The 13066-nt window shown below is 59.7% G+C and carries 11 protein-coding genes and 2 tRNA genes; 3 read left to right on the top strand and 10 right to left on the bottom strand.

The genetic code is table 11. The features are described from left to right. The first annotated feature begins 1 nt into the window (after position 1). Complete coding sequence (locus tag ACP_RS10900; RefSeq protein WP_015897380.1) at positions 2–1447, top strand: efflux transporter outer membrane subunit; 1446 nt, start codon at positions 2–4, stop codon at positions 1445–1447. A gap of 43 nt (positions 1448–1490) precedes the next feature. On the opposite strand, the gene ACP_RS10895 is transcribed toward ACP_RS10900, so the two are convergent. Then, positions 1491–2720, bottom strand: a complete 1230-nt coding sequence (locus ACP_RS10895; RefSeq protein WP_041839507.1) for a hypothetical protein — start codon at positions 2718–2720, stop codon at positions 1491–1493. Positions 2721–2855: 135 nt separating this feature from the next. Between ACP_RS10895 and bcp the strand changes: the two genes are divergently transcribed. Then, entirely contained in the window at positions 2856–3320 is a 465-nt protein-coding gene (gene bcp, locus ACP_RS10890; RefSeq protein WP_015897378.1) for a thioredoxin-dependent thiol peroxidase, read from the top strand. Between the two features lie 69 nt (positions 3321–3389). Further along, the gene (locus tag ACP_RS10885; RefSeq protein WP_015897377.1) at positions 3390–3998 is read left to right on the top strand and encodes a DNA-3-methyladenine glycosylase; all 609 of its coding nucleotides are present in this window, start codon (positions 3390–3392) and stop codon (positions 3996–3998) included. 63 nt (positions 3999–4061) lie between these two features. On the opposite strand, the gene ACP_RS10880 is transcribed toward ACP_RS10885, so the two are convergent. The 9 genes from ACP_RS10880 to ACP_RS10840 form a co-directional block, all read right to left on the bottom strand. Then, a tRNA-Pro gene (locus ACP_RS10880) sits at positions 4062–4138 on the bottom strand. Positions 4139–4175: 37 nt separating this feature from the next. Continuing rightward, positions 4176–4252 (bottom strand) — tRNA-Pro (locus tag ACP_RS10875). Positions 4253–4351: 99 nt separating this feature from the next. Next, on the bottom strand, positions 4352–7006 hold the full coding sequence (locus ACP_RS10870; RefSeq protein ID WP_083770680.1) for a M1 family metallopeptidase: 2655 nt from the start codon (positions 7004–7006) through the stop codon (positions 4352–4354). Positions 7007–7096: 90 nt separating this feature from the next. Further along, positions 7097–8017 (bottom strand): bestrophin family protein, encoded by a 921-nt coding sequence (locus ACP_RS10865; RefSeq protein WP_015897375.1) that lies wholly within the window; start codon positions 8015–8017, stop codon positions 7097–7099. A gap of 50 nt (positions 8018–8067) precedes the next feature. Then, positions 8068–9090 carry a glucokinase gene (gene glk / locus ACP_RS10860; RefSeq protein ID WP_015897374.1) on the bottom strand — a complete coding sequence of 341 codons (1023 nt, stop codon included), beginning with the start codon at positions 9088–9090 and terminating at the stop codon, positions 8068–8070. Next, positions 9087–9884, bottom strand: coding sequence for a 6-phosphogluconolactonase (gene pgl, locus ACP_RS10855; protein ID WP_015897373.1), 798 nt, complete (start codon positions 9882–9884; stop codon positions 9087–9089). The genes glk and pgl overlap by 4 nt, the downstream gene beginning before the upstream one ends. Before the next feature lie 66 nt (positions 9885–9950). After that, the gene (gene zwf, locus ACP_RS10850) at positions 9951–11498 is read right to left on the bottom strand and encodes a glucose-6-phosphate dehydrogenase (protein WP_015897372.1); all 1548 of its coding nucleotides are present in this window, start codon (positions 11496–11498) and stop codon (positions 9951–9953) included. A gap of 5 nt (positions 11499–11503) precedes the next feature. Further along, entirely contained in the window at positions 11504–12433 is a 930-nt protein-coding gene (gene gnd / locus ACP_RS10845; protein WP_274426281.1) for a phosphogluconate dehydrogenase (NAD(+)-dependent, decarboxylating), read from the bottom strand. Between the two features lie 10 nt (positions 12434–12443). Further along, positions 12444–13061 (bottom strand): HAD family hydrolase, encoded by a 618-nt coding sequence (locus ACP_RS10840; protein ID WP_015897370.1) that lies wholly within the window; start codon positions 13059–13061, stop codon positions 12444–12446. Positions 13062–13066: the final 5 nt, after the last annotated feature.

The following is a 13066-nucleotide window of genomic DNA, read 5'->3' as shown; positions in this document are numbered from 1 at the left end:
CATGCGGCGCACTCTGTCGATCACCTGCTGCGCGCTCGCGCTCGCGGCCACCGGATGCACGGTGGGGCCGCAATATCATCGGCCGTCGGCCCCTGTACCGCCTGCCTGGAGCCAGTCTTCGGCCCCTCCGCCTGCCGGGACATGGCAGCACGCAAAGCCGAGCGATGCCGCGCTGCGAGGAGACTGGTGGAAGCTCTATGGTGACAGGGAACTCAATGCGCTCGAGGCGCGTGTCTCCGTTTCAAACCAGACGCTGCAGGCTGCGGTCGATCAGTATCTTGCCGCGAGAGAGCAGGTGCAGGAGGCGCGGTCGCAGTACTTTCCGACGCTGACCGCCGGACCCAGCATCAGCCGGACCCGCAGCTCTAACAACGCACCCAACAGTCATGCCGCGCTCTCGCAGTTGCAGTACAACACATACGTGTTGCAAGGGCAGGCATCTTGGCAGCCAGACTTTTTTGGCCGGGTGCGCCGCTCAGTAGAAGCGGCTCGCGCCAATGCGCAGGCCAGCGCGGCTGAGGCCGCGAATGTAGAACTCAGCCTGCAGGCTGAGCTGGCTCTGGATTACTTTGAGATGCGCGGCCTGGATTTGCAGCAGCAGATTCTCAATCGCACCCTCAAGACCTATCAGGACTATTTGTCACTCACTGAGATACGATTTCATGGCGGCGTCGCTACGGAGTCAGATGTAGCTCTTGCGCAAACGCAACTGGAGAGCACAAAGACGCAGGCAATTGATATCGGCGTCGCTCGCTCACAGTATGAGCATGCGATTGCCACATTGCTCGGAGTTCCCGCCTCACAGTTTCATCTGCCGCCTGCGCCCTTAAGTCCTGGGCTTCCGCAAATCCCTGCGGGAGTTCCTTCGCAACTGCTTGAGCGCCGCCCGGATATTGCGGCTGCGGAACGGTCGGCCGATGCAGCCAATGCGCAGATTGGTATCGCTATTTCGGCCTATTACCCAGACATTACGCTGACCGGCAGCGGCGGATTTGAGGGCGCGGAGCCGGGCACGTGGATACAAGGCCCCAGTGAGCTATGGTCGCTGGGCGCTTCAGCTATGGAGCTGCTCTTTGACGGTGGCCAACGGCACGCACTCACCCGGCAGGCACGTGATGAGTACGCCGCCAGTGTCGCCAACTACCGGCAGACGGTGCTGCAGGCTTTTCAAGAGGTAGAAGATAACCTTTCGGCCCTGCGCATTCTGCAGCAGGAGTCAGTTACGCAGGCCAACGCGGTGGCCGCTGCGCGGCACTCGCTACAGGTGAGCACACATCGGTATGAAGGCGGAGTGACCACTTATCTGGAAGTGCTCACGGCGCAATCAGCACAGTTGTCGAACGAACGTACGCAAGCCGACATCACCACGCGGCAGTTTGCGGCGAGCGTGCAACTCATTGAGGCGCTCGGCGGCGGATGGAGTACCGCGCAACTGCCGAAAATGTAACTGTCATCAGGCTTCGCCGACCCAGGAAGAGTGCGCGGCGAGACTATTGCGGCGCAGTGATGAAGACGGGTTGCGCCTCGGTGCTTCCTACCTGAAAGATCGCGAACTGTCTTGCGCTGCGGGTGAGCATTTCAAATAGCAGATCGGCCTGCCCGTTGCCGGTTGCGTCCACCGTGTCTATCACCCGCAGGCGCGGCTGATAATCGAGCAGGGCAGCAGGGGTGATTCTGCGATAGAGCGTGACCAGGCCGCCGCTAAAATCTGGCCGCGCGATGAGGGTAATGTATCGCGTCTGCTGCGCCGGCGCTTCGGTTCGCGCAGAGTAGACATATACGGCACCGGATCCCCAGGAAAGCTGAAAGGCGTGAAAATGTTCCGCTGCTAGTCCAGAGGCGTTGGATGAGCCAGCGGAAACGGAGGGGATGCTGGCGCCTTTTGCTCGCTGGATAGGTACGGTTGCGCTGGTATGCAAAAGGCTCCGCGCCAGTTCTTCCATGGATGCTCTGGCTTCCGCCTCTTCCGCGGGAGATGACCAGTTCCACACATAAGAGTGATTCTCTGCTCCATCGGGATCAGAGATGGCGACCATCTGCTGCAGATTCACCGGCTGCCCGGTCAGCAGATCCTGTTGTTCGCTTGTTGCGGTTGTTTTGGGCTTGCCATAGAAAAGCCTTGGCCGGTCAGGCGGAGCGGTGCGCGAGTTGAGATTGGCATTGCCAGTCGCGGATGTGTCTGGACGGTGCAATGAGGGCGGCTCGCTCCCGGCCTCATGCAGCGTCGGCCGGCCTTCTTCTGCTGGAGTTTCCTGGGTGTGCAGTGTGGGCCGCCCACTCTGGGCGCTTGCCTGGGAGGGTGCGGCCGGGCCCGCGACTCCAGTCGATTTGGGCGGCGTGTAGGCAAAGTGCGGAGTGTCTGACTCGAAATCTTTTGATTCGGTCAGGTAAGAGGGCAGCTTGAGTTTTGCCTGCACGGGTTTTGGATTGGGCAGATAGTGAACAAGGCCGATCCATCCGGAAGCAGTCTGCTCTGCCTGATTGACCTCGATCTGGCCCACGCCGATGCCGTGATGCATCAGCTCATAGAGCGTGCCCGACTCGACCGCGAGCGGCTCGGGGCTTGCCAGATACAAACCCGCTGGCTGAAACTGCGTTCCATCCCAGATGGCCACAGGAACCAGGCGGCTTCGGGCTGGCTTTTCGATGCTGCCGAGATATTCATAGACCGCCACAGCTCGCAGATGCGAAGAGCTTTGCGCACGGGTGTTCGGCGTCATAGCGGCGCTCGTTATGATGAGGCCAAACAATAGCGCGGTTCGTGGCAGAAAACGAATGGGGCGAGACCGTGACATCGGAGTCCAACTAAGAAACAATCTACTAGGAAACGTACTGCTCCCACGGAGAGAAAAATCATGGAACTCCACGAGAAGGTCGCCAACTTTACGCTGCAAAACGAAGAGGGCGAGACCGTCAACCTGACCGATTATGCCGGTACGCCGGTGATACTGTTTTTCTATCCACGGGCTGACACGCCGGGCTGCACCATTGAGGCATGCGGATTCAGAGATCACTTCAAGAAGCTGCAAAAAGAAGGCGTGGTGGTGCTGGGCATCTCGCGCGACACGCCCAAGGCGCAGAAAAAATTCAAAGAGAAATATGACTTGCCCTACACGCTGCTGGCAGATGTGGATGAGACCGTCTGCAACCAGTTTGGCGTGCTCAAGGACAAGAACATGTACGGCAAAAAGGTGAAAGGCATTGAGCGCACCACCTTTGTGATTGGGGCCGATCAGACTCTGGTGAAGATATTTCCCAAGGTCAAGCCCGAGGGCCATGCCGAAGAGGTACTGGCCGCGCTGAAAGAAATGAAGAAGTAAGCACAGGTTGCTCTGGTTCGCAGGGCCGGAGATCTCCGGCCCTGTGCTTGCTCACGGAGATTGGACTTCATGCCTTCGCGGCTGCTTACTCCTGACTTTTTTATCGATGCACCGGATGAAGTAGCACGCCGCCTGCTCGGCAAGCTGCTCGTGCGCAAGCCGGATTCGCCGGACGATGAAACCACCTCAGGTCGCATTGTGGAGGTCGAGGCATATTTCGGGGCGGGAGATCCAGCAGCGCATGCCTACTCCGGCAAGACAGCGCGCAACGCAGTGCTGTTTGGGCCGCCGAGTAGAACGTATGTCTATCTGATTTATGGCATGCACCATTGCCTGAATATCTCGTGCGAGCCTGAAGGCACGGCAGGGTGCGTGCTGCTGCGTGCGCTGGAACCGGTGACGGGGCTGGCGACCATGGCGCGGCGGCGCGGATTGCCGAGCGACGCATCGGCCAGACTGCTGACCTCGGGCCCCGGACGCATGTGCCAGGCGATGGGGATTACTCGCCTTGACCACAATGGCATTGACGTGACCGACGCAGATTCTCTGCTGACCGTCATGGAGGATGGTTATGGGACGCCGCCGATGGATGTGACGCCGCGCATTGGCATCCAGAAGGCAGCCGACCGGTTGCTGCGCTTCAGCATTCAGCGAAACAAGTTTGTATCGAAGGGATAAGACGATAGGGCGGATGCAGGCAGAAGGTAACTTTGACCAGGCAACAGTGCGGATGCCGCGCCATGGTCGGGGCGGAGGGATTCGAACCCCCGACCCTCTGCTCCCAAAGCAGATGCGCTACCAGACTGCGCTACGCCCCGATGCCTTGATTGTAACCGGAGAAATTAAGGAAGGAACTGGTCGGGACGGGCAGATTTGAACTGCCGACCCCTCGCACCCCAAGCGAGTGCTCTACCAGGCTGAGCCACGTCCCGACGACCAGGGTCTTACCTAAATGAGTTTACACGAGCGCCAGCAAATCTGCTGGAGTGAATCCCGGGCCTAGGGTTTCCTAAGCCCGGGATTCGCCGGAATTACTGTTTCTGGGCGGCGATCCACTGCCGCAGATTGCCTTCCTGCTGGCTGCGAAGGGTCATGCAGTCCTGAATCTCCTGCGTGGCCCGTGCCAGTGCCCGGTTGGTGGCCGGCAGCGGGTGCGTCTGGAAGAACTGCTGCACCTCAGTCTGCTTTTGCGCGCTGCAGAACGAACCTGCCGCGCCCACCAGGTAGGAGCCCATCAGGAAGGCCGTGTTCTGCGCCTTCACCTTGGGCCAGTTCTGCTGGATGTACTGCCAGGCGACCTTGCGCGTGGAAGGCAGCTCAAGGCCGGTGGCGAAGAGGAAGATGGAATCCTGATTCTTCACCTTGCCGGAGGCCGCATAATCGAGCGCGCGGCGTTCGAGCGCCGGATTGCTGAAGGTGGCCAGCAGATGCAGCGCCTGCTCCTGAATCTGCGGATTGTCTGCCGTCTCATACACATGTTGCAGCTTGTCGAAGAATGCCGTGTTGCCATGGGCAGCGGCGACCGATAGAGCTGCATCCGCCAGATTGGCATCCACCGAGGCCGGGTTGTCGAGATACTTCATGGCGATGCCACGGGACTGGGCGATCACCTGCTTGTCGCCAGCATGGCCAAGCAGCTCGAAGAGCTCGGCGCGCAGTTGCCGCGTGTTGGGGGAATCGCTGGCCGCCGGCGCTGCGAGGCGGTCGTAGGCAGGCTTGAAGGTGCGCAGCTCCCAGGCACGCAGCGCGGCTTTCTCCTGCGGAGTGGAGGCGATGCGATCTTCAATGGTGTCGAGCGGTCCAATCGCGGTGCCGATCACGTGGGCGTGCGTGTCGTTCTTTACCTTCCCCACAAGATTGAGGTAGGTTCCCACCGTATCTTCATTGGCGTGCACGTAGGCCCACAGATCACCGAATGCATCGATGCGCTCGACCGGAGTGAGGTCGCTTTCGATGCTGTTCATGATCGTCTGTGCCACCTGATCGCTGAAGCCATAGCGGTAGTAGCCCATGGCCCGGGCATCCGGGAAGAAGAGCTTCGAAGGCGGAAGAGCCATCGTCTGCTGCTTGCTGCTGAGCACGCCGCACTTTTCGCCAGCGGCATTGTCGGCGTTGAAGCAGACCGGGATCGTCCACTGCTGCTTGCCGCTTGGCTTTACGTCAGAGTTGAGGAAGAAACGGCTCTGGGTGACCTGCACCTTGCCATCATGTGGATCGCCGAAGGTCAGCTTGGGCACGCCGGGCTCGCTGATGAAGCTGTCCATGATCTTATTGATCGGCAGATGGCTCACCTCGGTCTGCGCATTCCAGAAGTCCTGCGCCGTGGCATTGCCGTACATGTGCGCCTCAAGATACTTGTGCACGCCCTCGCGGAAGACCTGCTTGCCCTCGTAGTTCTCGACCATGTGCAGCACGGCAGAGGCCTTGCCGTAGCTGATGCCATCAAACATCTGGTTGATCTGGTCCGGCGTGTCGGCATGCGCCCGGATGGTCCGGGTCACGCGGCGCGCATCGAGATTGAGCGTGCTGTCTTTCGTCTCCGCCACAATCGCGTCCATGTCCCACTCGGGATGCATAGCGGCCACGGACTTCGTTTCCATCCACGTGGCAAAGCCCTCGTTGAGCCAGATGTTGTTCCACCACTGCATGGTGACCATGTCACCGAACCACTGATGCGCCATCTCGTGCGCAATGTCGATGGCGACATGCTGCTCTTCGCCCACCGAAGCCGTTTTAGGGTTGAGCAGCATGGCAGTTTCGCGGTAGGTGATCGCGCCAAAGTTTTCCATGGCCCCGGCTTCAAAGTCAGGAATCGCGATCATGTCGAGCTTCGGCATGGGGTACTTGATGCCGAAGTAATGATCGTAGAAATGCAGCACAAACTCAGCGGTGTGCAGCGCGTAGTGCGTGTATTGCACCTGCTCCGGCGGAGCACAGGCGCGGATGGGCACGCCATCGCTCGAGCCGGAGCTGCACTGGAAGTCGCCCACGAGAAATGCCACCAGGTAGGTAGACATCTTCGGCGTCGTCGCAAAGTGCATGGTGTGCTCATCCGGCCCGGGGCCGGGCGTATCAGAGATCGCGTTTGTGTTGGAGATGGCCGTGTCGCCCTTGGGCACCACCAGCGTGACATCAAAGGTCGCCTTGAATGCCGGCTCATCAAAGCTCGGGAAGGCGCGGCGCGCATCGGTCGGCTCAAACTGCGTTACGGCATAGCGGCGCGTTTTGGTCTTTGAGAGATAAAAGCCGCGGAGCTGATCGTTCAGAATGCCGCTGTAATCAATCGCCAGGGTGTATTGGCCGGGAGCCAGCGTCTGGCCAAAGTGAAAACTCGCCTGTTCCTTTTGCGCGTCCTCTGTAACCTTCGGTGTTACAGTTTGGCCGTCAATGTTGGCGGCGACGCTCTTGAAGCTGATCTGCGCGGCGTTCAGCGTAATGGTCTGGGTGGACTGTTTGACATCGACCACGATCTTCTCGCGCCCGGTAAAGGTGGCCGCCTGCAGATTGGGGGTCAAGGTGAGCGTGTAGTGCCGGGGCACCACATTGTCTGGCAGCCGTTGTGCTTGCGCGGCCACGGGCAGCAGGCAGGCTCCGAGAAGAGTGGCGGCCGCGACCGGCAGAGAGAACGAGGTGACCGGCCTGGCCAGACGGGCCACGCGAGAAAAGATTCCATTCACAGCAAACATGGGCATCCTTGAGGTTGGAAGTAATAAATCGATGACCTTTCACCATAGCGCAAAACGGCATTGTCCGCACAGGTGGAAGCGCGACGGCGTCTAGGTGAGGATGTAGTTTTCCGGTTCGGGCGCGGCGGGCGGCAGCGGCTCGCCGGTCAACTCCCGCAGTGAGTCTTCAATGTTGAAGGACATGTTGTCGAGTGCCAGATCATTTGCCAGCATGCCAAATGGCTCTTCAATTTCCTGCGCAAGAGCCTCGATCGCAATGAAGGTATAGGCCACCAGGACCGATATGACCGGCGTCATCATGCCAATCTCACCCACCAGCGCAAAAGGTAACAGAAAGCAATACAAATAGACGACGCGGTGGTTCATGACCGAATAGGCGTAAGGAATAGGCGTATGCGCGAGCCTTTCGCAGCCGCCCAGAATGTCAGAGAGAGCGCTCAGATTGCTGTCCATCGCGGCCGCCGTAATTTCACCGTAGCGCCCCTGCCTCTTGCCGTCAGCCACCCACTGCCCCAGCCACAGCAGGATCAGCGTAGGGCGATAGCGGGCAGCGGCCAGTTGCGCGCACTGGTCAGCCGGCAGAAGGCGCGCGAAATCCTGAGCCGGATCGGTCTTGCGCAACTGGTGCCGCATGGCATGCGTGAAGGCAGCGAGCAGCGCCAGCCACTCTTTCAGGCGGGGCTCTTCGGGGCGGGTTTCGCCGATCGATTGCGCCTGACGCATGAGAGATCGGCACACATTGAGCAAGGCCCCCCACAGCTTGCGTCCTTCCCAGAACCTATCGTAACTAGCACTGTTACGGAATCCGAGAAAGATCGCAAGCGATACGCCCAACAGCGTGAACGGGGCAACAGTCAGAGGGACGATATGACCGAAGAGCCGCCCATGCGTCCAGACAGCAAAGAGCGAAAAACACAGCACAACCAGCAGTTGCGGAAGAATCGCGCGGATGACCGATCCATTCCAGATAAACAGCATGCGAAGCCAATGCAGTTTAGGCCGGACAATCAATGCGATGACTCCTGCTGCGCTCGATGCGCTGCCATGTTTTATTACTTGCTCTAGATGGAGGCGGCGCGTACTGAGGTGCCGCTCAACTCCGCAGCGCGCTGCTCTGCATATGCCGCGGCGCCCATCAGGGCGCAACGGCTCTCAAGAATGATGTGCACCGGCGTTTTGATCAGCAATTCGCTCAAACGCCCCTTGTCAGTGAAGGCCTGCATGAAAATGCCATTCTGCATGGTCTTGAGAATCTTGGGCGCAATGCCGCCGCCGATGTACATGCCGCCCACAGCCAGCACCTTGAGAGCCATGTTGCCGGCTTCCGCACCGTAAGCCGCCACAAACATCTCCAGCGTCCTGGCGCACAGTTCATTCTGGCTGCTCTCGCCCAGCTCTCCGATGACGGCGTTGGGATCTTCCTTCTCCATGCGCTCTCTGAGCCAGGCGGGTTCTTCCATTTTCTTCACATCGCGCAGAAAACGGTAGATATTCTGAATGCCAAGCCCTGAAACCACGCGCTCAAAGCTCACGCGACCCTGCAGCTTTTCGATCAGATACTGCAGCAGCTCCAGTTCGAGCGGATTGCGCGCGGCAAAGTCGCAGTGCCCACCCTCAGAAGCCATGGGGACGTGACGGCGGCCATCCCACACCATGACGCCCTCGCCGAGGCCGGTGCCGGCCGAGACCAGTGCGCGGTTGCCGACAGCTCCGCGATCACCCGGGTTGAGCGTGAAGATTTGATCGGCCCGAAGCTCGGGGATGCCGTAGCCATTCGCCTCAAGATCATTGATCAGGAACAGGTGTGGGATATCAAGCGCGCTGGAAAGCTCCAGGCTATCAAGTATCCACGGTAGATTCGTGAGCTTCAGACGTCCCTGACGTACTGGTCCGGGCACGCCGAAGCAGGCCGCGGTAATGTCGCCCTCGGTGCGCGCGCCCAAGAACTGGCGGACAATGACCTGCAGGCCGTCATAATCACGAGCCGGGAAGCGCTCATCCCGAACGTGCTGCAGCGAACCTTGTTTGAAATCGTAAAGAGCTAAGTGAACCTTGGTGCCGCCTACATCGCCGGCAAGAATCATCGGGCAATCTCCATTTTGCCGACGCCATCCGGCCCGGGGGCCGGTAAATTCGCAGCGGCGGTCTTATCCAGCAACATCAGCAGTTTACCGCTGCGCGGCTGAATGAGCTGCGAAGGAAGTGTTTCCGGATCATAAGGCCCCTCTAAAACGCGCTGCAGCGGATCGGCCTTGTCCTTGCCCGCAATCAGAAAGAATAGGTCTCGCGCTTCTACAATGACCGGCCAGGTGAGGGTGATGCGCCAGGTCTGCTTCTGCGGAACGTGGTTCGCCACAACGATGCGCCCCAGCTCGTGAATCGCCTCAGTGTGCGGAAACAGCGAGGCCGTGTGCCCGTCATCGCCCATGCCCAGCGCCAGCATGTCAAAGACCGGCCCCTGCGCGCCTTCCAACCGAAACTGCCCGCGAATGACGGACTCGTAACGGGCGGCCGCCTCTTCGGGGTCGCGCTCGCCTTCCATGCGGAAGACCTGGCTGGCGGGAATCGGCACCTTGTCGAGCAGCGTCTTGCGGGTCATGCGGTAGTTGCTATCAGCATCCTCGGGCGGCACGCAGCGCTCGTCCACCCAATAGATTTCGAGTTTCTCCCAGGGCATCTGCGCGCGGTAGGGCTGCGCCGGGTCAGCCAGCAGTGCAAACGTCGATTTGGGCGTGCTGCCGCCGGAGATCGCCACGCGCGCCTTGCCGCGTTGTGCCACGGCGGCCTTGGCGCAGTCCACAAAATGCTGGGCCGCTGCATGACTCAATGCAGCGGCATCCTCAAATACGCGATATTCCAGTTCAAACGGCCGTGGCATCTTCTGGTGTGCCTCTATTCCTTTGGTTGCGGGCGCGGCGTGGCGCCCGGCTATGGCTCCTGTGGATCAGCCCTTGCAGCTATGCCAGCGACGGCCATCCTTGGCAATCAGATCGTCGGCGCACTGCGGACCCCAGCTTCCGCTGGCGTAGTTGGGGAATCCCTGCGGCTTTTTGGCGGCCCAGGCTTCGAGCACCGGAGTGAATAGCGCCCAGGTGGCCTCCACGCCGTCGCGATGCGCAAAGAGCGTGGCATCGCCCAGCATGGCATCGAGCAGCAGACGCTCGTAGCCGTTGGCCGAAGAGGTGCCGAAGGCTCCGGCATATTCGAAGTTCATGTCCACCGGGCAGACGGTCATATCCGGGCTGGGAACCTTCGCTCCAAAGCGAAGCGAGATGCCCTCATCCGGCTGAATGCGCATCTTGATCAGATTGGGCTGAATCTCCTCACACGGGCCAGAGCTGGCTCCGCGGAAGAGTAGCATGGGAGGCTGCTTGAACTGAATGGTAACTTCGGTCGCACGCTTGGCCAGGCGCTTGCCCGCGCGCAGATAGATCGGCACGCCAGCCCAGCGCCAGTTCTCAATCTCAAGCTTCATGGCTGCGAAGGTTTCGGTCTGCGAGTCGGGAGCGACGCGCTCTTCTTCGCGATACCCCTTTACCTGCTTGCCGTTCACCTCGCCCGGGCCATATTGCCCGCGCACGGTATTGAGAATCTCAACCGGCTTGATGGCCTGCCAGACCTTCACCTTCTCGTGGCGCACGGCGTCGGCCTCGAATGAGACCGGCGGCTCCATGCAGATGAACGACAGCAGCTCCATCATGTGATTCTGGATCACATCACGCAGCGCTCCCGCCTTCTCATAGAACGGGCCGCGGCCTTCAATGCCGATGCTTTCGGCCGCCGTAATCTGAACATGATCGATATAGTTACGATTCCAGATCGGCTCAAAGATGCCGTTGGCAAAACGGAAGACCAGGATGTTCTGCACGGTCTCTTTGCCAAGATAGTGGTCGATGCGGAAGATCTGGTTCTCATCGAGCACCTGGTTGACTTCCGCATTGAGTTCTTTGGCGCTCTCCAGATCTTGCCCGAAGGGCTTCTCGATGATGACGCGCACCTGGCCATGCTCCGGCTTGGCCAGGCCGTGACGGCCTAGCCGGTGCAGGATGTCAGAGAAGTACTCCGGCGCCACCGCAAGGTAGAAGAGGCGATTGCCCTTCACGCCGTGCTTCTTGTCATACTCGTCGAGATGCTGCTTGAGCTTTTCGTAGCCGGCATCGTCGTCAAAGTTCATGGCGTGATAATTCACCTTCTCCATGAACGCGCCGAGCTTGTCATCGTCGGCCTTGACTCCGCCGAATTCAAGGATGCCTTCCTTCATGTCATCCGCGAAGGTGGCGGTGAGATCGCGGCGGGCCACACCGAGAATGCCGAACTCTTCCGGCAGCAGCCCGGCCTGTTCCAGATGGAACAGGGCCGGCAGCAGCTTGCGCTTGGTGAGATCGCCGCTTGCGCCAAAGATCACGACCACCGTTGGTTCGGGGACGCGCTCCTTGCGCTTGGCGGCTTCCTTTACCTTTTCGGTCGAAACCCGTACTTCTGTCGTCGCCATAATCGTTAGTCTTTCTTGACTGCGTGTCCGCCGAACTGGTTGCGCATAATTGCGAGCATGCGGTCGGTAAAGTTGTTATCTTCGCGGCTGCGAATGCGGCGAATCAGCGACTCGGTGATCACCGGCGCCGAAACATTGAGATCAATGGCTTCAAACACCGTCCAGCGGCCCTCGCCTGAATCCGCCACGTAGGCTTCCAGGCCCTCAAGGTTCGGATTCTTCTGGAGCGCATCGGCCGTGAGATCGAGCAGCCACGAGCGCACCACGCTGCCGTAGCGCCAGATTTCGGCAATCTGGCCCAGATCGAGATTCATCTCGGTCTTGTGGCCCATGATCGAGAAGCCTTCGGCGTAAGCCTGCATCATGCCGTACTCGATGCCGTTGTGCACCATCTTCACAAAGTGGCCGGCGCCGGCCGGACCCGTACGGCCCCAGCCCTTGTCCTTGCCGGGCGCGAGCGTCTCAAAGATGGGGCGCAGGTGTTCCACCACATCCTCATCGCCGCCCACCATCATGCTGTAACCCTCCGCCAGACCCCAGACGCCGCCCGAGGTGCCCACATCGACAAAGTTGAAGCCTTCCGCCTTCAGCTCTTTGTAGCGGCGCTGCGAATCCTTGTAGTTGGAGTTGCCGCCGTCAATGAAGATATCGCCCTTTTGCATGAAGGGCTTGAGCTTGGCGATGGTTTCATCCACCGGATCGCCGGCCGGAACCATGATCCAGATGGCACGCTGGGGGGTCAGATTCTTCACCAGAGCTTCGAGCGAATCCACGCCCACCGAACCGGCGTCGGTCAGCTTCTTGGTGGCTTCCTTATTGAAGTCGAAGCCAACCACCTTGTGGCCGCCCTTGCGCAGGCGTTCGGCCATGTTGCCGCCCATTTTGCCAAGACCAATGATTCCGATTTCCATCGCAGATTCCTTCCGTCTTCTGATGAATTTTGAGTTAGCCGAGCTTCACGCCCAGCCGCTGGAGTTGCTCTTTCAAATGTTCGGGACCCGCATAATGCACCCCATGAATTCCCAGATCGTTCGCGGCCTGGGCATTCTCCTTGCGGTCATCCACAAAGACTGCTTCCTCTGGTTGGACGCGCAGAACCTCCAAAGCGAGCCGGAAAATTGCCGGATCGGGTTTGCGCAGGCCTACATAGGCAGAACAGAAACAAACGGGGAAGAGCTTATCGAGCCCGAAGGTCTCGATGCGGTAATCCATCAACTCGCGGGACTCGTTGCTGAGCATCGCCACCCGGACCTGCTGGGAAACCGAGAGCGTGCGCAGAACTTCCACTGACGTATTCGGAATCCACTGCGACTCCTGCTTCATGCGCGCGATGAACTGGTCCGGAGTAAAACTGCGGGGCTCATAAAACAGGGTCCGGTCCAGATACTCATGAATTGTGATCTTCCCTTTTTCCCAGGGATCGTTCGCCTCTTCATGACGCGCTTCAAACGCGGCGCGGTCCACGCCAAACTCCTTGAGCAACTCGGCACGGCCGCAGTGATCCCAGCCATTGGTGAGCAGCACGCCGCCCACATCCCACAACACTGCGCGAATCTCTGCCATCCGTG

The sequence above is a fragment of the Acidobacterium capsulatum ATCC 51196 genome, from assembly GCF_000022565.1.
Taxonomy (GTDB): Bacteria; Acidobacteriota; Terriglobia; order Terriglobales; family Acidobacteriaceae; genus Acidobacterium; species Acidobacterium capsulatum.
Note: the sequence above shows the minus strand (reverse complement) of the source record. Positions and strands in the feature narration are given on the sequence as shown.